Source organism: Bradyrhizobium sp. CCGB20, assembly GCF_024199855.1.
In the GTDB taxonomy this organism is placed as follows: domain Bacteria; phylum Pseudomonadota; class Alphaproteobacteria; order Rhizobiales; family Xanthobacteraceae; genus Bradyrhizobium.
Genome location: NZ_JANADN010000001.1, coordinates 8,834,049 through 8,851,527 on the forward strand (window position 1 = coordinate 8,834,049; position 17,479 = coordinate 8,851,527).

19 protein-coding genes are annotated in these 17,479 nt (G+C 65.7%); 11 read left to right on the forward strand and 8 right to left on the reverse strand.

Translation table 11 applies throughout. The annotated features are described in order from the left end of the window. Window positions 1-20 precede the first annotated feature (20 nt). From yihA to NLM15_RS41690, 9 genes are all read left to right on the forward strand, one after another. Window positions 21-674 (forward strand): ribosome biogenesis GTP-binding protein YihA/YsxC, encoded by a 654-nt coding sequence (gene yihA / locus NLM15_RS41650; protein WP_254123792.1) that lies wholly within the window; start codon window positions 21-23, stop codon window positions 672-674. Then, a complete protein-coding gene (locus tag NLM15_RS41655) occupies window positions 674-1,033 on the forward strand; it encodes a DUF423 domain-containing protein (RefSeq protein WP_254124710.1) in 360 nt (119 codons plus the stop codon). Before yihA ends, NLM15_RS41655 begins: the two co-directional genes overlap by 1 nt. 107 nt (window positions 1,034-1,140) lie before the next feature. Next, window positions 1,141-2,028, forward strand: a complete 888-nt coding sequence (gene argB, locus NLM15_RS41660) for an acetylglutamate kinase (RefSeq protein WP_188103057.1) — start codon at window positions 1,141-1,143, stop codon at window positions 2,026-2,028. A gap of 68 nt (window positions 2,029-2,096) precedes the next feature. Beyond that, window positions 2,097-3,083, forward strand: coding sequence for a DUF1036 domain-containing protein (locus NLM15_RS41665; RefSeq protein ID WP_309144959.1), 987 nt, complete (start codon window positions 2,097-2,099; stop codon window positions 3,081-3,083). Window positions 3,084-3,290: 207 nt separating this feature from the next. Then, the gene (locus tag NLM15_RS41670; protein WP_254123794.1) at window positions 3,291-3,980 is read left to right on the forward strand and encodes a pyrimidine 5'-nucleotidase; all 690 of its coding nucleotides are present in this window, start codon (window positions 3,291-3,293) and stop codon (window positions 3,978-3,980) included. 190 nt (window positions 3,981-4,170) lie between these two features. Then, window positions 4,171-5,016 (forward strand): 2,3,4,5-tetrahydropyridine-2,6-dicarboxylate N-succinyltransferase, encoded by an 846-nt coding sequence (gene dapD / locus NLM15_RS41675; protein ID WP_254123795.1) that lies wholly within the window; start codon window positions 4,171-4,173, stop codon window positions 5,014-5,016. A gap of 145 nt (window positions 5,017-5,161) precedes the next feature. Then, window positions 5,162-5,806 (forward strand): DUF805 domain-containing protein, encoded by a 645-nt coding sequence (locus NLM15_RS41680; RefSeq protein ID WP_254123796.1) that lies wholly within the window; start codon window positions 5,162-5,164, stop codon window positions 5,804-5,806. Beyond that, a complete protein-coding gene (gene dapE, locus NLM15_RS41685) occupies window positions 5,803-6,969 on the forward strand; it encodes a succinyl-diaminopimelate desuccinylase (RefSeq protein WP_254123797.1) in 1,167 nt (388 codons plus the stop codon). The genes NLM15_RS41680 and dapE overlap by 4 nt, the downstream gene beginning before the upstream one ends. Window positions 6,970-7,175: 206 nt before the next feature. Further along, a complete protein-coding gene (locus NLM15_RS41690) occupies window positions 7,176-8,351 on the forward strand; it encodes an IS481 family transposase (protein ID WP_254116040.1) in 1,176 nt (391 codons plus the stop codon). A gap of 53 nt (window positions 8,352-8,404) precedes the next feature. Here NLM15_RS41690 and truA read toward each other — a convergent pair whose 3' ends face one another. The 3 genes from truA to def form a co-directional block, all read right to left on the reverse strand. Beyond that, window positions 8,405-9,142, reverse strand: a complete 738-nt coding sequence (gene truA, locus NLM15_RS41695; RefSeq protein WP_254123798.1) for a tRNA pseudouridine(38-40) synthase TruA — start codon at window positions 9,140-9,142, stop codon at window positions 8,405-8,407. Further along, window positions 9,142-10,065 carry a methionyl-tRNA formyltransferase gene (gene fmt / locus NLM15_RS41700; protein ID WP_254123799.1) on the reverse strand — a complete coding sequence of 308 codons (924 nt, stop codon included), beginning with the start codon at window positions 10,063-10,065 and terminating at the stop codon, window positions 9,142-9,144. The genes truA and fmt overlap by 1 nt, the downstream gene beginning before the upstream one ends. Window positions 10,066-10,209: 144 nt before the next feature. Then, window positions 10,210-10,734, reverse strand: coding sequence for a peptide deformylase (def, locus tag NLM15_RS41705; protein WP_254123800.1), 525 nt, complete (start codon window positions 10,732-10,734; stop codon window positions 10,210-10,212). Window positions 10,735-10,904: 170 nt separating this feature from the next. Here def and NLM15_RS41710 point away from each other — a divergent pair, with 170 nt between their 5' ends. Continuing rightward, the gene (locus NLM15_RS41710; protein WP_254123801.1) at window positions 10,905-12,104 is read left to right on the forward strand and encodes a DNA recombination protein RmuC; all 1,200 of its coding nucleotides are present in this window, start codon (window positions 10,905-10,907) and stop codon (window positions 12,102-12,104) included. A 191-nt stretch (window positions 12,105-12,295) separates the two neighbouring features. Further along, window positions 12,296-13,660 carry an MFS transporter gene (locus tag NLM15_RS41715; RefSeq protein WP_254123802.1) on the forward strand — a complete coding sequence of 455 codons (1,365 nt, stop codon included), beginning with the start codon at window positions 12,296-12,298 and terminating at the stop codon, window positions 13,658-13,660. 1 nt (window position 13,661) lies between these two features. On the opposite strand, the gene NLM15_RS41720 is transcribed toward NLM15_RS41715, so the two are convergent. From NLM15_RS41720 to NLM15_RS41740, 5 genes are all read right to left on the reverse strand, one after another. Next, complete coding sequence (locus tag NLM15_RS41720) at window positions 13,662-14,075, reverse strand: hypothetical protein (RefSeq protein ID WP_254123803.1); 414 nt, start codon at window positions 14,073-14,075, stop codon at window positions 13,662-13,664. A gap of 70 nt (window positions 14,076-14,145) precedes the next feature. Then, complete coding sequence (locus NLM15_RS41725) at window positions 14,146-14,583, reverse strand: hypothetical protein (RefSeq protein ID WP_254123804.1); 438 nt, start codon at window positions 14,581-14,583, stop codon at window positions 14,146-14,148. A gap of 26 nt (window positions 14,584-14,609) precedes the next feature. Further along, window positions 14,610-15,212 (reverse strand): recombination mediator RecR, encoded by a 603-nt coding sequence (gene recR, locus NLM15_RS41730; RefSeq protein WP_254123805.1) that lies wholly within the window; start codon window positions 15,210-15,212, stop codon window positions 14,610-14,612. Between the two features lies 1 nt (window position 15,213). Beyond that, the gene (locus NLM15_RS41735; RefSeq protein WP_254123806.1) at window positions 15,214-15,534 is read right to left on the reverse strand and encodes a YbaB/EbfC family nucleoid-associated protein; all 321 of its coding nucleotides are present in this window, start codon (window positions 15,532-15,534) and stop codon (window positions 15,214-15,216) included. A gap of 24 nt (window positions 15,535-15,558) precedes the next feature. Then, complete coding sequence (locus tag NLM15_RS41740) at window positions 15,559-17,394, reverse strand: DNA polymerase III subunit gamma/tau (RefSeq protein ID WP_254123807.1); 1,836 nt, start codon at window positions 17,392-17,394, stop codon at window positions 15,559-15,561. Between the last annotated feature and the right edge of the window lie 85 nt (window positions 17,395-17,479).

The following is a 17,479-nucleotide window of genomic DNA, read 5'->3' on the forward strand; positions in this document are numbered from 1 at the left end:
AGGAAACAGCGAGCCTTCGCATGACCGACGACAAAGATGCGAAGCTGATCGAGACCGGGCGAAAGCTGTTCGCGCGCGACTGGCAGTTCATCTGGGCCTCGCCCTCGATTGCGACGCTGCCGCCGATGGATGGGCTGGAGATCGCCTTTGCCGGCCGCTCGAATGTCGGCAAGTCCAGCCTGATCAACGCGCTCACGGGGCGCAACGCGCTGGCGCGCACCTCGCATACGCCGGGACGCACCCAGGAGCTGATCTTCTTCGAGGTCCCCGGGAAAAAAGACCTGCGCCTCGTCGACATGCCCGGCTATGGCTACGCCAAGGCGCCGAAGAGCCAGGTCGCGTCCTGGACCGAGCTGATCCACAAATTCCTGCTGGGGCGTGCCTCGCTCGCGCGCGTCTACGTGCTGATCGACGCGCGGCACGGGCTCAAGGACGTCGATCTCGAAATCCTCGGGACGCTCGACCGCTCCGCCGTCAGCTACCAGATCGTGCTGACCAAGGCCGACCAGGTGAAGGCCTCCGAGCTTCAGTCCCGGATCGCCGAGACCGAGGCCGCTTTGGCAAAACATCCGGCGGCGTTCCCGAACGTGCTCGCGACCTCGTCGCGGAGCTCGACCGGCATGGCCGAGCTGCGCGCCGCGATGGCGAAGCTGCTGGAAGAGCGAAGCTCGTGATGGTTCGCCTGTTGCTTGGGCTTGCCGGTTTGATGGGCGCTGCCGGCGTCGCGCTGGCCGCGGCCTCCGCCCACGGCGCCGACGCGAGCCGGCTTGCCTCCGCAAGCGCCATGCTGCTGTTTCATGCAACTGCCATACTCGCGACCGTCGCCCTGCTCGCGCGCGGCCTTCTGCACGGCGGAATTGGCCTCATCGCGGCGTTCGGCTTCGTCATCGGCGCCGCGCTGTTCGCGGGCGACCTGACCTTGCGGCAATTTGCGGGGCACTCGCTGTTTCCGTATGCGGCACCGACCGGCGGAACGATGATGATTGCGAGCTGGCTGGCCGTGACGCTGGCGGCGGTGGTGGCGCGGAAATAGTGCTCTCTTCCTTCTCCCCTTGTGGGAGAAGGTAACACCAACACTTTGCGCTGCTCCCGCCAATCGGATAGAACGCGGCCGAGTATCCCGCCAGCGAGATCCGCCTCATGACCGACATCTCCCCGCTCGACCAGGCCCGCATCCTGTCCGAAGCGCTGCCGCACATGCAGCAGTATGACGAGGAAACCATCGTCATCAAATATGGCGGCCATGCCATGGGCGACGAGGAGACCGCGAAGAACTTTGCCCGCGACATCGTGCTGCTCGAGCAGACCGCGATCAATCCGGTGGTGGTGCATGGCGGCGGTCCGCAGATCGCGACCATGCTCAAGCGCCTCGGCATCGTCTCGGAATTCGCCGCAGGGCTCCGCATCACCGACGCCGCAACCATCGAGATCGTCGAGATGGTGCTCGCCGGCTCCGTCAACAAGCAGATCGTCGGCTACATCAACGAGGCCGGCGGCAAGGCCGTGGGACTGTCCGGCAAGGACGGCAACATGGTGAAGGCGTCGAAGACGACGCGGACCATCATCGATCCGGACTCGCACATCGAGAAGGCGGTCGATCTCGGCTTCGTCGGCGATCCCGAGAAGGTCGACCTCACGCTGCTCAACCAGCTGATCGGCTACGAGCTGATCCCGGTGCTGGCGCCGCTCGCGACCTCCAAGGAAGGCCAGACGCTGAACGTCAACGCCGACACCTTTGCCGGTGCCGTTGCCGGTGCTCTGAAGGCCAAGCGCCTCTTGCTGCTCACCGACGTGCCCGGCGTGCTCGACAAGTCGAAGAAGCTGATCCCGCAGCTTTCGGTCAAGGACGCGCGAAAGCTGATCGCCGACGGCACCATTTCCGGCGGCATGATCCCGAAGGTCGAGACCTGCATCTACGCGCTCGAACAGGGCGTCGAGGGCGTCGTCATCATCGACGGCAAGATGCAGCACGCGGTGCTGCTCGAGCTCTTCACCAACCAGGGCACGGGCACGCTGATCCACAAGTGATGAGCGCGCGGCCAGGAACAGAGCTGGGAGAGCGGCGGCCTCGCCGCTCTCCCCTCGCGCGCTTGCTGATGACGCTGCCTGCCGCAGCCGTCTCGTTCTTCTTCTCCTCCGCCCCGGCCTTTGCCGATCTGAAAATCTGCAACCGCATGTCCTATGTGGTCGAGGCCGCGATCGGCATCGACGACAAGGCGGCGACCGCGACGCGGGGCTGGTTCAGGATCGACCCCGCCACCTGCCGCGTGGTGGTGCAGGGCACGCTGACCGCCGACCGCATCCTGCTCAACGCCCGCGCGCTCGGCGTCTACGGCGCCTCGCCGATCCCGCAGAACGGCAGCGACATGCTGTGCGTGGCGCAGGACAATTTCGTCATTGCGGCGGCGCGGCAGTGCCGCAGTGGCCAGACGCAAGTCCCCTTCACCCAGATCACCCCCACGCAGGCAGCGGACGGCAATTTCACGGCCTACCTCGCCGAGGATTCCGAATATGACGACGAGCAGGCGCGCCTTGCCGGCATCCAGCGGCTGCTGGTGATCGCCGGCTATGACGCAGCTCCCATCGACGGCGTCGACGGGCCGAAGACGCAAGCCGCACTGGCCGCCTTCCTGAAGAGCCGCGGACTGGCGGCGGACATCCTGGCCTCGCCAAACTTCTTCAAGACCATGGTCGACGCCGTGCAGACGCCGTCCGCGACGGGCCTGACCTGGTGCAACGACACGCCGCACAAGGTGATGGCGGCGGTCGCCACCGACGACGGCAAGTCGGTGACCAGCCGCGGCTGGTATCGCATCGATCCCAGGACGTGCCTGCACCCCGATGTGACCGGCCAGCCCAAGCAGATCTTCAGCTTCGCGGAAGCCATCGACGCCGACAACCGGATCATCAAGCTGAAGGACAAGCCGCTGAACTGGGGCGGCGACAGGCAGCTCTGCACGCGCGAGACCAAGTTCGAGACCAACGAGCAGACCGACTGCGGCGCGCGCGGTTTCGCGGCGACGGGTTTCGGTGCGGTCGACATGTCGAGCGGCGGCAAGACGCTGCGCTTTGCGATGCCGTGAGTTGACCATGGTGGCGCAACATTTGCCGGTGTCGTCCCTGCGAACGCAGGGACCCATAGCCACGGGCAGCGGTTGCGAGGCGAGATGTCACCAGGATCCCGCAAACGATTCCTCCCTGTGGTTATGGGTCCCGGATCTGCGCTGCGCTTGTCCGGGACGACACCGGAGGATCGGACGGCGATTGTGTTTGAAGGATAGAGAGCCACAATGACCTCCCCCCGCACCTTTGCCCACGTCGACACCTGGGTGTTCGACCTCGACAACACGCTCTATCCGCATCACGTCAATCTGTGGCAGCAGGTCGATGCGCGGATCGGGGAGTTCGTTTGCAGCTGGCTGAACGTGACGCCCGAGGAGGCGCGCAAGATCCAGAAGGACTATTACCGGCGCTTCGGCACCACCATGCGCGGCATGATGACCATGCATGGCGTGCGCGCCGACGACTACCTCGCCTACGTCCACAAGATCGACCATTCGCCGCTGGAGCCGAACCCGGCGCTCGGCGAAGCCATCGCAAAACTGTCCGGGCGCAAGCTGATCCTGACCAACGGCTCGGTCGACCATGTCGACGCGGTGCTGGCGCGGCTCGGCCTCGTCGGCCATTTCGACGGTGTATTCGACATCATCGCGGCCGGCTTCGAGCCGAAGCCGGCGGAGCAGACCTATCGAAAATTCCTCTCAGACCATGCGGTGGACCCGACCAAAGCCGCGATGTTCGAGGACCTCTCCCGCAACCTCACCGTCCCGCACGCGCTCGGCATGACCACGGTGCTGGTGGTGCCCGACGGCACGAAAGAGGTGGTGCGCGAGGACTGGGAGCTGGAAGGCCGGGACGCCGCCCATGTCGACCACGTCACGGATGATCTGACGGGGTTCTTGGCCCGACTGCCGCGGTAAGCCCGTAGCCCGGATGGAGCGCAGCGAAATCCGGGGCCTCTCGCCGCGGAGAGACTTTCCCGGATTGCGCTTCGCTCCATCCGGGCTACGGAGGCCGGGACGACGGCGGACTATGCCTTGACTCCGCCCCCCCAAATCCCGAAAAAGCGCCCCAATCCGTCAAAATTCACGTTCCGAAGAGGAAATCCCGATGTCCCTCCAAGCCCTCGAATCCACCATCAACAGCGCCTTCGACGCGCGCGACGGCGTCTCGACCTCGACCAAGGGCGAGGTGCGCGAGGCCGTGGACCAGGCGCTGGAGATTCTGGACAAGGGCGAGGCGCGCGTCGCCGAGCGCGGGGCCGACGGCAAGTGGAAGGTCAATCAGTGGCTGAAGAAGGCCGTGCTGCTCTCCTTCCGCCTCAACGACATGGGCGTCATTCCCGGCGGGTCCGGCAAGGCGACCTGGTGGGACAAGGTGCCCTCGAAGTTCGAAGGCTGGGGCGAGAACCGCTTTCGCGATGCCGGCTTCCGCGCCGTGCCCGGCTCGGTGGTGCGCCGCTCGGCCTTCATCGCCAAGAACGTCGTGCTGATGCCGTCCTTCGTCAATCTCGGCGCCTATGTCGATGAGAGCACCATGGTCGACACCTGGGCGACCGTCGGCTCCTGCGCGCAGATCGGCAAGCGCGTGCACATCTCCGGCGGCGCCGGCATCGGCGGCGTGCTCGAGCCGCTCCAGGCCGAGCCCGTCATCGTCGAGGACGATTGCTTCATTGGCGCGCGCTCCGAGGTCGCCGAAGGCGTGATCGTGCGCAAGGGCGCGGTGCTGGCGATGGGCGTGTTCCTGGGCGCCTCGACCAAGATCGTCGACCGCGAGACCGGCGAGGTCTTCATCGGCGAAGTGCCTGAGTATTCGGTGGTGGTGCCCGGCGCGCTGCCCGGCAAGCCCATGAAGAACGGCCAGATCGGCCCGAGCACCGCCTGCGCCGTGATCGTCAAGCGCGTCGACGAGCGCACGCGCTCGAAGACCAGCATCAACGAGCTGCTGCGGGATTGATGTCGGGCGAATAGCGAATCGCCGGTGGCGAATGGGGCCTGCGCCCTACCGCCATCCGCTGCTCACCATTCGCTCCGAAATCGAACCCACCCTCCCTCCATCGCGACCAATATCCGGGCGGCCTCGACCGCCCGGAGCCTCTCGCATGGACTGGACCTGGTATCTCTTCCGCTTCGACGGCCGCATCAATCGCGCTCTGCTGTGGCAGGCCCTGCTGATCGTCGCGGTGCTGGCGGCCTTGCTGGGAGTGGTCGGTCAGGTGCTTCACCTCCTCAACGCCGAGGGATCGTTAAAGCTATCCATCAAGCTCGATTTCGACTTCGGCCTCGACGACCTCTTCAAGCTGGTCGATCCCCGGGCCTACCGCTCGCTGGCATCCTTTGATCGCACGGATCTGATCCTGAAGGCGTCTGGCCTGACGCTGTTCTCATGGATTTTCCTGGCGACGGCCATCAAGCGGCTGCACGACCGCGACAGGAGCGGCTGGTGGATCGTAGCGTTCTTCGTCGTGCCCGGCCTGTTCAGCCAGTTCTCGGACCTTTTCCCTGACTCCAACTGGATGCTTCCGTTCAGCCTCTCGGCTTCAAGCCTGTGGCTGTGGGGCTTCGTCGAAATGTTCTGTGTGCCCGGCAGCGTGGGCGACAACCGGTTCGGCGCCGATCCGCTGGCCGACATCGAGGACAGCGCCGCCGAACGCCGTGCCAAGGACTGGGACCAGCAGAGCGAGATCGAATTTGTCCCGCCCAGTGCTAGCCCACCCGGCGGCATGCATGTTAAGCGGGGCGCATGACCGATGCTCTTTCGATTGCCCGTGATCTCATCCGCTGCCCCTCGGTAACTCCGGCCGATGCCGGTGCTCTCGGGGTGCTTGAAAAGGCGCTCACCGCTGCCGGCTTCACCTGCCACCGCGTGACGTTCAGCGAGGAAGGCACGGCCGACGTCGACAATCTCTATGCGCGGATCGGCACTGACGGGCCGCACATCACCTTCGCCGGCCACACCGACGTGGTGCCGCCGGGCGACGAGAGCGCCTGGAGCGTCGGCGCGTTCTCCGGTGAGGTGAAAGACGGCTTTCTGCACGGCCGCGGCGCGGTCGACATGAAGGGCGGCATCGCCTGCTCGGTCGCCGCGGTGCTGGAGCATCTCGCCACCAGCGGCGGCAAGCCGCGCGCGGACGGGAAGGGCTCGATCTCGTTCCTGATCACGGGCGACGAGGAAGACGTCTCGATCAACGGCACCATCAAGCTGCTCAAATGGGCCGCCGAGCGCGGCGAAAAATTCGACCATTGCGTGCTGGGCGAGCCCTCCAATGTCGAGACGCTCGGCGACACCATCAAGGTCGGCCGCCGCGGCTCGCAATCCGGCACGCTTCTGGTCGACGGCGTGCAGGGCCATGTCGCCTATCCGCATCGCGCCTCCAATCCGGTGCCTGATATCTCGCGGCTGATCGTGGCGATCTCCGACGAGCCGCTCGATCACGGCAGCGCGCAGTTCCAGGCGTCCAATCTCGAATTCACCTCGGTGGACGTCGGCAACAAGGCCAGCAACGTCATCCCCGGCGAGGCCCGCGCCAGGTTCAACATCCGCTACAACGACAACCACACCCAGGCGAGCCTGCGCGAGCTGGTCGAGACGCGGCTGACGAACGCCTGCGGCAACCGCATCCGCGCCCGCATCGTCTGGGATCCCTCGAACTCCAACGTGTTCGTCACCAAGCCCGGCCCGTTCACCGATCTCGCGGTGTCCGCGATCGAGGAGGTGACGGGCCGCAAGCCGGAGCTGTCGACCTCAGGCGGCACCTCGGATGCGCGCTTCATCTCGAGCTATTGCCCCGTGATCGAGTTCGGGCTGGTCGGCCAGACCATGCACCAGGTCAACGAGCGCGTGCCGGTGACGGATCTGGAGAAGCTGACGCAGGTGTATCGCGGGATTTTGGCAAGGTATTTTGTTTGAGGGCGCTCTGCCTCTCCGCTCTCCGCCGTCATCGCCCGACTTGATCGAGCGATCCAGTACTCCGAGACGACAGTGATTCCTCGAGAGGCCGCGGCGTACTGGATGCCCCGGTCAAGTGTTTAGCCCGGACAGATCACTGACGGGTGTTCGGAGACATAGCTGACACATCAACATTGGCTGGATTGGTCCGATTCGGGAGGCCGTCCATGCCTTGGAATGAGGTGTCAGTAATGGATCAGCGCCACGAGTTTGTGCGGCTTGCTTTGCAAGAGGGAGCCAATCGGCGCGAGCTCTGCCGCCGGTTCAACATCAGTCCTGATGTTGGCTACAAGTGGCTGGCGCGCTGGCAGGCCGGTGATCGGGAGCTGGCCGACCGCTCGCGGCGCCCGCACGCGATGCCCAGGCGGAGTGAGCCCGCGGTCGAGACGCAGGTTCTGGCTGTGCGCGACAAGCATCCGGCCTGGGGAGCGCGGAAGATCGCCCATTGCCTGAAGCGGGGCGGGCAGACGGTGCCTGTGCCGTCAACGGTGCACCAGATCCTGTGCCGGAACGGCCGGGTCAGCCCCAGCGAGAATGCACCGCCAAATCCGGGGCACCGCTTCGAGAAGGAAGCTCCCAACCTGCTGTGGCAGATGGACTTCAAGGGGCACCTGCCGCTCGCCAACGGAACGCGCTGCCATCCGCTCACAATCGTCGACGATCACTCGCGCTATGTTCTGTGCCTGAAGGCCTGTGCCGACGAGCAGCGTCTGACCGTGCAGGATCACCTGACGGCGACGTTCCGCTGCTATGGCCTGCCGGAGGCCTTCTACACCGACAACGGCTCACCCTGGGGCGACACGTCCGGCATTCGTTGGACCGGACTGAAGGTGTGGCTGCTCAAGCTTGGCGTCAGGGTGGTCCATGCCAGGCCGTGCCATCCACAGGCCCGCGGCAAGAACGAACGCTTCCATCGCACCCTGAAGGCCGAGGTCTTTGCCATGCGCCGCTTCCGCACCCTCCCGGAAGTCCAGCGTGCCTTCGATGCCTGGCGGCCGGTCTACAATCTGGAGCGTCCCCACGAGGGCCTGGATATGCACGTCCCTGCCGATCGCTTCCGGCCAAGTGCCCGTACCATGCCGGCCCGCGTTCCGAACGTCGCGTATGACAGCGGCGAGATCGTGCGCAGGGTCTCATCGACCAGACCCTACATCTCCTTCAAGGGGCGCTTCTGGAAAGTTCCCCAGGCTTTCGCACGCGAACGCCTTGCCATCCGACCGCTGGATCGTGACGGCCACTACGGAATCTTCTTCGCCAGCTGGCAGGTCGCATCCATCGACTTGACCAACGCCCAACCCGTCAGTGATGTGTCCGAACAGGTGTCAGCTATGTCTCCGGACTAAACATCAAGCCGGGACATGACACCGATGATGGGGCAAGGACGTCTGCCTCTCGTCTAATACTCCACCTTCACCAGATACAGCCCCTCCGGCGGGGCGACGATCCCACACGCTGCGCGGTTGCGGGCTTCGAGGGCTGCGGAGAGATCGTCCGCGGTCCAGCGGCCCTCGCCGACCCAGACCAGCGAGCCCACCATCGAACGCACCTGGCTGTGCAGGAACGAGCGCGCCGAGGTGAGAATGGTGATCTCGCGACCGTCGCGCAGTACGTCGAGCTGGTCGAGCGTCTTCTCCGGCGATTTGGCCTGGCATTCAGTGTCGCGGAAGGTCGTGAAGTCGTGCTTGCCGAGCAAACGCTGCGCGGCCGCATGCATCGCATCGGCGTCGAGCCGTCGCGGCACGCGCCAGGCATGGCCGACATCGAGCGCGAGATTGGCGCGGGTGTTGATGACGCGATAGCGGTAGTGGCGCTTCACCGCCGAGAAGCGCGCCTCGAACGTGTCGGGGACGATCTCGGCCTCCAGCACCGCCACCGGATGCGGCCGCAGATGCGCGTTGAGCCCGTCGCGAAAGCGGCCGGGCGGAAACTGCTTGTCGACATCGACATGCGCGACCTGTCCGCGCGCGTGCACGCCGGCATCGGTGCGGCCGGCGCCGTGGACCCGCAGATCCGCACCGGTCATCGCCTTCACGGCCGCTTCGAGCGCGCCCTGCACCGACGGCAGCGTCTCCTGCACCTGCCAGCCGAAGAACGGCGCGCCGTCATATTCGATGGTGAGCTTGTAGCGGGGCATCAACCGAACCGCATCGGCGGCTTGACGGGCACGCCGCGCAGGAAGTCGGTGGCCTGCATCCGGGCCTTGCCTTCGCGCTGCAGCTCGATGATGCGGATCGCGCCCTCGCCGCAGGCGATGGTGAGGAGGTCGTCGAGCACCTCGCCCGGCGCGCCCGCGCCCTTCGCCAGCTCGCAGCGCAGGATTTTGACGCGCGCATTCTCAAGCTCGGCCCATGCGCCGGGAAACGGCGACAGGCCGTGGATGTGGCGCAGCACCTCGCGCGCCGGCTTGCTCCAGTCGATCCGCGCCTCGGCCTTGTCGATCTTGGCGGCATAGGTGACGCCGTCCTCGCTCTGCTTTTTGAGCTGGAGCCCGCCGCGCCCGAGCGCCGCCATGGCGCGTACCATCAGATCGGCGCCGAGCCGGGAGAGCCGGTCGTGCAGATCGATCGCGGTCATGTTGTCGGTGATCGGAAGGCGCTCGGCCATCGCGACGTCGCCGGTGTCGAGGCCGACGTCCATCTTCATCACCATGACGCCGCTCTCGGCGTCGCCCGCCATGATCGCGCGGTTGATGGGGGCGGCACCGCGCCAGCGCGGCAAGAGCGAAGCATGCAGATTGTAGCAGCCGAGCTTTGGCGCATCGAGAATGGCCTGTGGCAGGATCATGCCGTAGGCGACGACGACGGCAGCATCGGCGTCGAAGGCGCTGAACTCATCGAGCGCTTCCGCGGTCTTCAACGTCTTCGGCGTCAGCACGGGCACGCCGAGCTTTCGCGCCGCTTCCTCGACCGGGGTCGGCTGCAATTGCAGGCCGCGCCGCCCGCCGGGCTTCGGCGCGCGGGTGTAGACCGCCGCGATCTCGTGGCCGTGCGAGACCAGCTCGAGCAGCGTCGGCACGGAGAAATCGGGCGTGCCCATGAAGATCAGGCGGAGGGGCATTGGAAAAAACCTGCGAAGGACGCAATTCCAGTAACAGTCATTCCGGGGCGGCTCGAAGAGCCGAACTACGGTGCGCAATTGCGCACCTGAGAATCTCGAGATTCCGGGTTCGATGCTGCGTATCGCCCCGGAATGACGGGAACCTCACTCCGCGCGCTTGGCGGCTTTCTCGAACTTCTTCATCACGCGGTCGCGCTTGAGCTTCGACAGATAGTCGACGAACAGGACGCCGTTGAGATGGTCGATCTCGTGCTGGATGCAGGTGGCGTAGAGGCCTTCGGCGTCCTCCTCGTGCACCTTGCCGTCGAGATCGGTGAAGCGCACGCGCACCTTCGCAGGCCGCTCGACCTCCTCGTAATATTCGGGGATCGACAGGCAGCCTTCCTCGTAGATCGACAGATCCTCGGAGGATGCGATGATCTCGGGGTTGATGAAGACGCGCGGCTCCGGATTGGTCTCTCCGTTCTCGTCGCGCTTGGCGAGGTCCATGGTGATCAGCCGCAGCGGCTGCGCGATCTGGATCGCCGCGAGCCCGATACCGGGCGCGTCGTACATGGTCTCGAACATGTCGTCGGCAAGCTTGCGGATCTCCGGCGTGACCTTCTCGATCGGCTTGGAGACCAGACGCAGCTGCTTGTCGGGCAGGATGATGATTTCTCGTAGGGCCATGGCGGCGATTTAAGCCGCGCGCCGGATGCGGTCAATGCGGCCAGGAACTCCGTTAACGATCCGCTAACCATAAAACTTCAGGTTTCGTTAACCATAAAAATTAGGGGGCTGTTAACCGCCCACGTTCCCTCTTCGTTCGCTTGGGTGCGCGAATCGGCTAGAAGGGCGCCATGAACGAGATCATTTTCATGCTGGGCGACTGGCCGGTGCGAGTCATCGATGCGCTGATCGGCTTCGGCGCCCTCGTCCTCATCCTGCTGGTGGTGATTGCCGTCGTGATCGGGCGATCCGGGCGGCGCGGCGCGGAACTCGCGATGGCGCACGCGATCCGGGCCGACGAGCTCGAGGAACGCCTCAGCCAGGTGCTGCACGCCCAGAGCGAGGCCTCGGGCCGGGTGGATGCCATGACCCAGGCGCTGGCCGGCCGCCAGGCCGAGATGGCGCGGGCGGTCAACGAGCGGCTGGATTCGGTGACCCATCGTGTCGGCCAGTCGATGGAACACTCGACCCGCAACACCATGGAGAGCCTGCGCGCGCTGCACGAGCGGCTCGGCATCATCGACAGCGCGCACAAGAACCTGACCGATCTCACCACGCAGGTGACGACCCTGCGCGACGTGCTCGCCAACAAGCAGTCGCGCGGCGCCTTCGGCCAGGCGCGGATGGAGGCGATCGTCCAGGACGGCCTGCCAAAAGGCTCCTACGAGTTCCAGTTCACGCTCTCGACGGGCAAGCGGCCGGATTGCGTGGTGTTCCTGCCCGACCAGCGACCGCTCTGCATCGACGCAAAATTTCCACTGGAGGCGATGACCGCGCTGCACGATGCGCGCACCGACGAGGAGCGGCGCATCGCCACGCAGCGGCTGCGCGGCGACGTGATGAAGCATGTCAGCGACATCGCCGAAAAATACCTCGTCACCGGCGAGACCCAGGAGATGGCGCTGATGTTCGTGCCGTCGGAATCGGTCTACGCCGAAATCCATGACGGATTCGACGACGTGATCCAGAAGGCCTACCGCGCCCGCGTCGTGCTGGTGTCGCCTTCGCTGCTGATGCTCGCGATCCAGGTGATGCAGCAGATCATGAAGGACGCGCGCATGCGCGATGCCGCCGACCAGATCCAGACCGAGGTGATCAAGCTCGGCGACGATCTCGGCCGCCTGCGCGACCGCGTGGTCAAATTGCAGAAGCACTTTGCCGACGCGAACGAGGACGTCCGCCAGATCCTGATCTCCGCCGACAAGATCGAGAAGCGCGCGGGCCGAATCGAGGAGCTCGATTTCAGCAAGACCGAAGCGCCGGATGGCCCGCATCTGGTGGCGACCGGTGCGCCGGAGCTGTTTCCAAGGAAGCTCCAGGCTGGGGAGTAGGATTTAAGGCACACTGTCATGCCCCGCGAAGGCAGGGCATCCAGTACGCCGCGGCGATCGTTGTTGAGTCGAGGTGCTGGTGATTACTGGATCGTCCGCCTTCGCGGACGATGACACTGAAAGTGTCGAAGCCATTCCCGCCTCACCGGCTACCGCGAGTCTTTTCCCCCAGAATCTGCTAACACCTCCCCATGACCGCACCCGACGCGACATCCCCCGCCGCGACCTCCGCCCCTGCGACCTCCTGGCGCGACGGCCTGGCCGTTTACCTGCAACCGCGGGTGCTGATCGTGCTGTTCCTCGGCTTCTCGTCCGGGCTGCCGCTGGCGCTGTCGGGCTCGACGCTGCTGGTGTGGATGCGCGAGGCGGGCGTCGATCTGAAAACCATCGGGCTTTTTGCGCTGGTCGGCACGCCCTACACGCTGAAATTCTTGTGGGCGCCGCTGGTGGACGCGCTGCATGTGCCGCTGTTCACCCGCGCGTTCGGGCGGCGGCGCGGCTGGCTGCTGTTCTCGCAATTGCTGCTGATCATTGCGATCCTGCTGCTGGCGATGACCGACCCCGCTCGCTCGCCTTTCTATGTTGCGCTGGGCGCGCTGCTGGTGGCGACGACCTCCTCGACGCAGGACATCGTGGTCGACGCCTTCCGCGTCGAGAGCCTGCCGGAAAGCGAGCAGGCCGCCGGCATGGCGGCTTACGTCGCGGCCTATCGCATCGGCATGCTGGTCTCGACCGCGGGCGCGCTGTTCATCGTCTCGGGCTTCGAGGGCACCGGCATTCCGCGCTCGTCGGCCTGGATGTGGGGCTATGTGGTGATGGCGGCGATGGTGCTGATCGGAACGATCACGGCGCTGGCCGCGACCGAGCCCGGACAATCGGTGCGGGCGGAAGCTGCGACGCAAACCGAGACCGCGTTCGCGCGGGTGCTGCACGCCGCGATCGGCGCCTTCTCGGAATTCCTGTCGCGCAAGGACGCGCTCGCCGCGCTCGCCTTCGTCGTGCTGTTCAAGTTCACCGATGCGTTCTCCGGCACGATGACCGCGCCGTTCGTGATCGACCTCGGCTTCACCCGCAACGACTACGCGGCGATCGTGAAGGGCGTTGGCCTCGCTGCGACGCTGATCGGCGGTTTTGCCGGCGGTTTTCTCGCGCGGCGGTACTCGCTGGCAACATCACTCTGGATCGGCGGCGTGGTGCAGGCGCTGGCCAACCTGACCTTCTCCTGGCTCGCGGTGGTCGGCACCAATCAATGGGCACTGGCGCTCGCCATCTGCGCCGAGAATTTCACCAGCGCGATCGGCACCGTGATCTTCGTCGCCTATCTCTCCGCGCTGTGCCAGAACCCGCTGCACACGGCGACGCAATATGCGCTGCTCACCGCGCTTGCGGCGGTGGGGCGCACGTATCTCTCGTCAGGCGCCGGCTTCGTGGCCGACATGACCGGCTGGCCGATGTTCTTCGTGATCTGCGTGCTGGTGGCGATCCCGAGCCTGATCCTGCTGGCCTGGCTGCAGAAGCGCGGGCACTTCGAGGCGCTGGGGCCGGTGCGGGTCTAGGCTAGCGCTGCATCTCTTTCCGGACTCGGCCGTTGAGCATCTCGAAATCGGCAACGAGCGCATCGCAAGCGGCCTTGGACGCTTCGCACAGCACGTTCATCCGGATGACGACGTCATTTCCTTCCTGCACGGCACGGCGCTGGATGGCTGCCGGATAGGCCGGATGGCCGGCCGGCGGGAACGACCACAGGCTCAGCGTGGCCTCATCCTCGATCACGGTCCAGCCGGACCGGATGGACGTCTTCAGCCCCGGCTTGGCGCGCAGCGACTCGAGCGCAGCGGCGGCCGTCGGATAGGAGGTCGTGTCCGGTGCGGCCAAGACCGGTGAAGGAGTTGCACCGGCCAAGGCCAGCAGGACAGCAAGGCATATTTCACGCACGGCCGAGCGACCTTCCGAAAATTCGATCGCTTGCACTATGCGTGAAGCACAACCGGAGATCAAGGCGCAGTGACCATCTGCTCCGGCACGGCGACGTCGCGCCCCCCTACTGCTTCCTGATCAGGCTCCACTTCGTGATCACGGCCTCGCTCATCTGGCCGGCATCGCTGGCGCAGGCGATTTCGTCGACCTTGACCGAGATTTCCTTGCCGACGAACGATTTCAGCTGCGTGGCCTGCGCGTCGCTGGAGGTGACGAGCTGGAAGGTCTCAGGCCCGGTCTCGAGATTGCACAACCCGTTCGGCGCAGGCAGGCGGCGCGGCTCGGAGGTGATCTGGTACATCGCGATCCGCTTTCCGGCGTTCTTGACGTCGCGCACCTTCATTGCGTTCAGTTCGCCCGAGAGCACGTCGCCGGTGTTGATCGGCTTGCCGGGCTTCGACGGCGGCGGCGCCCCGTCGTCCTGCTGCGCGGCGATGGCCGGTGTCACCAGCAAGAACATCGTCGCGGCCAAAGCCAGGCGTGTGGCGAATCGTTTCGTCATGTCGTCCGTTCCGTAAGTCTGGATGGCTAGAAAAGAGTCCGCTGCCGCATCGCGGCCGAAAGCGTCCCCTCATCGAGATAATCAAGCTCGCCGCCGACCGGCACACCATGGGCGAGGCGGGTTACTTTTACGTTGGCGTCCTGAAGCAGGTCAGTGATGTAGTGCGCCGTGGTCTGGCCGTCGACCGTCGCATTCAGCGCAAGGATGATCTCGTGCACCTCTTCGGCGTGGGCCCGCGCGACCAGGGCATCTATGGTGAGGTCCTGCGGGCCGACGCCGTCGAGCGGCGACAAGGTCGCGCCGAGCACGTGATAGCGCCCCTGGGTGGCATTGGCCCGCTCCAGCGCCCAGAGGTCGGCGACATCGGCGACGACGACGATGATGGCGCCATCGCGCTTCGGATCGGTGCAGACCGTGCAGGGATTTTGCGTGTCGATGTTGCCGCAGGTCTTGCAGACCTGGACCTTGTCGAGCGCAACCTGCAAGGCCGACGACAGCGGCATCATCAGCGCTTCGCGCTTCTTGATCAGGTGCAACGCCGCACGCCGCGCCGAGCGCGGGCCGAGGCCCGGCAGCCGCGCGAGGAGCTGGACCAGCCGCTCGATTTCGGGACCTGCAACCGAACCCATCTTATTGGCCGAACATACCCGGCGGCAGGCTGAGCCCGCCCGTGAGCGCCTGCATCTTCTCCTGCATGGCCGTCTCGGCCTTGCGGCGGGCATCGCCGAGGGCGGTCACGAGCAGGTCCTCGAGCACCTCGCGCTCTTCCGGCTTCATCAGCGAGGGATCGATCCTGATGCCCTTCACGTCCATCTTCGCGGTCATGCGCACGGCGACGAGACCGCCTCCGGAGATGCCTTCGACCTCGACGTTGGAGAGCTGGTCCTGCATCTCCTGCATCTTGGATTGCAGTTGCTGCGCCTGCTTCATCATGCCGAATATATCGACCATCGGTGCTATCCTTGGAAAATCGGCTCAGAGATCGTCGTCGCCGTCGGAACCATCGGGCGGATCGTCACTGCCATAGTCCGCATTCATATTGGTTTCCGGCGTCTCGGGGGCAAGCCTGCGGACCTCGACGACCTTCGCACCGGGGAAACGCGACAGCACCTCCTGCACGCGCGGATCGGCTTCGGCGGAACGCGCATGTTCCTGCTTTGCCGCCTGGTTCACCGAGCGCAGCGTCGGCTGGCCCTGCTCGTTGGAGACGATCACGGTCCAGCGGCGGCCGGTCCACTGCTCGAACTTGCGCGCGAGCTCGGAGATCATGGTCTTGGAGGCGTTGGGCTCGAGCGCGACTTCCAGCCGGCCCTCCTCGAAACGGACCAGGCGCATGTCGCCTTCGAGCGCGCCCTTGGTCATGACGTCGCGCTTCTGGCTGGCAAGCGCGACGAGCTGGGTGAAGCTCGTGATGCGCAGCTGGGGTGCGGCACCTTGCGGATCCGGCGCGGGCGCCACCATCTGCGGCCGGGCGCCACCACCGCCGAACGCTGACGGCGCTGAGCGCATGGGCGCAGCCGAAGCAACCGGCGCCGCGGAGGCCATCGGCGCACCCGGCGCGCCGCTGCGCGCGGCGCTTCCGCCGCTCGCGACCGGCGAGCCGCCGCCGTTCTGCTCCAGCATCCTGATCGCCTCGTCCGGCGTCGGCAGGTCCGCGACATAGGCGATGCGCACCAGCACCATCTCGGCGGCCGCCGCGGGGCGCGTCGCGGCCTGCACCTCGGTGATGCCCTTGAGCAGCATCTGCCACATCCGCGACAGCACCCGCATCGAGATTTTCGAGGCGAACTCCCGCGCGCGCACGCGCTCGGTCTCGCCATAGGCGACGTTGTCGGCTGTCGCCGGCACGATCTTCACGCGGGTGACGAAGTTTACGAATTCGGCAAGGTCCGAGAGCACGACGATCGGATCGGCGCCGACATCGTACTGGTCGCGGAACTCCTTGAAGGCGCTTGCGATGTCGCCGCGCGCCAGCGAATCAAAGAGGTCGATGACGCGGGTGCGGTCGGCGAGGCCCAGCATCTGCCTGACCGCGTCGGCCTTCACCTGGCCCGCCGCATGCGCGATCGCCTGGTCGAGCAGCGACAGCGAATCGCGCACCGACCCTTCGGCAGCGCGCGCGATGATGCCGAGCGCTTCGGGCTCGATCTCGACGCCCTCCTTCGCCGCGATATTGGCAAGGTGCTTCATCAGCACGTCGGCCTCGACGCGGCGCAGGTCGAAACGCTGGCAGCGCGACAGCACCGTGACCGGAACCTTGCGAATCTCCGTCGTGGCGAACACGAACTTGGCGTGCTCCGGCGGTTCCTCCAGCGTCTTCAGGAAGGCGTTGAACGCCGCCGTCGACAGCATGTGGACTTCGTCGATGATGTAGACCTTGTAGCGGGCGCTGGCCGGCGCGTAGCGCACGCTGTCATTGATCTGGCGGACGTCATCAACGCCGGTGTGCGAGGCGGCGTCCATCTCCAGCACGTCCATGTGCCGGCTTTCCATGATCGCCTGGCAATGCACGCCCAGGGTCGGCATGTGGATGGTCGGGCCCTTCACCGACCCATCCGGCATCTCGTAGTTGAGCGCACGGGCCAGAATACGCGCAGTGGTGGTCTTGCCGACGCCCCGGACGCCGGTGAGGATCCAAGCCTGCGGAATGCGCCCGGTCTCGAACGCATTGGAGACGGTGCGGACCACGGCCTCCTGTCCGATCAGATCGTCGAATGAGGAGGGACGGTATTTGCGCGCCAGAACCCGGTAAGGCGCGTTGCCGGCCTGGCCGGCGCTGTCAGGGTCGGGAGGGGCGCCAGCGTCGGTCATCGGTCGATCCGCAATGGAATTTCTTTCGGCCGGATTTTGCGGAAAGGAGCGCGCTGGCGGGGGGCCCGCCGGCGCAATTCGCTCG

What these genes read in the sequence shown, in the direction of transcription:
- yihA (WP_254123792.1), top strand. Translation starts at nt 21, where the DNA reads ATGACCGACGACAAAGATGCGAAGCTGATCGAGACCGGGCGAAAGCTG.
- NLM15_RS41655 (WP_254124710.1), top strand. Translation starts at nt 674, where the DNA reads ATGGTTCGCCTGTTGCTTGGGCTTGCCGGTTTGATGGGCGCTGCCGGC.
- argB (WP_188103057.1), top strand. Translation starts at nt 1,141, where the DNA reads ATGACCGACATCTCCCCGCTCGACCAGGCCCGCATCCTGTCCGAAGCG.
- NLM15_RS41665 (WP_309144959.1), top strand. Translation starts at nt 2,097, where the DNA reads ATGACGCTGCCTGCCGCAGCCGTCTCGTTCTTCTTCTCCTCCGCCCCG.
- NLM15_RS41670 (WP_254123794.1), top strand. Translation starts at nt 3,291, where the DNA reads ATGACCTCCCCCCGCACCTTTGCCCACGTCGACACCTGGGTGTTCGAC.
- dapD (WP_254123795.1), top strand. Translation starts at nt 4,171, where the DNA reads ATGTCCCTCCAAGCCCTCGAATCCACCATCAACAGCGCCTTCGACGCG.
- NLM15_RS41680 (WP_254123796.1), top strand. Translation starts at nt 5,162, where the DNA reads ATGGACTGGACCTGGTATCTCTTCCGCTTCGACGGCCGCATCAATCGC.
- dapE (WP_254123797.1), top strand. Translation starts at nt 5,803, where the DNA reads ATGACCGATGCTCTTTCGATTGCCCGTGATCTCATCCGCTGCCCCTCG.
- NLM15_RS41690 (WP_254116040.1), top strand. Translation starts at nt 7,176, where the DNA reads ATGCCTTGGAATGAGGTGTCAGTAATGGATCAGCGCCACGAGTTTGTG.
- truA (WP_254123798.1), bottom strand. Translation starts at nt 9,142, where the DNA reads ATGCCCCGCTACAAGCTCACCATCGAATATGACGGCGCGCCGTTCTTC.
- fmt (WP_254123799.1), bottom strand. Translation starts at nt 10,065, where the DNA reads ATGCCCCTCCGCCTGATCTTCATGGGCACGCCCGATTTCTCCGTGCCG.
- def (WP_254123800.1), bottom strand. Translation starts at nt 10,734, where the DNA reads ATGGCCCTACGAGAAATCATCATCCTGCCCGACAAGCAGCTGCGTCTG.
- NLM15_RS41710 (WP_254123801.1), top strand. Translation starts at nt 10,905, where the DNA reads ATGAACGAGATCATTTTCATGCTGGGCGACTGGCCGGTGCGAGTCATC.
- NLM15_RS41715 (WP_254123802.1), top strand. Translation starts at nt 12,296, where the DNA reads ATGACCGCACCCGACGCGACATCCCCCGCCGCGACCTCCGCCCCTGCG.
- NLM15_RS41725 (WP_254123804.1), bottom strand. Translation starts at nt 14,583, where the DNA reads ATGACGAAACGATTCGCCACACGCCTGGCTTTGGCCGCGACGATGTTC.
- recR (WP_254123805.1), bottom strand. Translation starts at nt 15,212, where the DNA reads ATGGGTTCGGTTGCAGGTCCCGAAATCGAGCGGCTGGTCCAGCTCCTC.
- NLM15_RS41735 (WP_254123806.1), bottom strand. Translation starts at nt 15,534, where the DNA reads ATGGTCGATATATTCGGCATGATGAAGCAGGCGCAGCAACTGCAATCC.
- NLM15_RS41740 (WP_254123807.1), bottom strand. Translation starts at nt 17,394, where the DNA reads ATGACCGACGCTGGCGCCCCTCCCGACCCTGACAGCGCCGGCCAGGCC.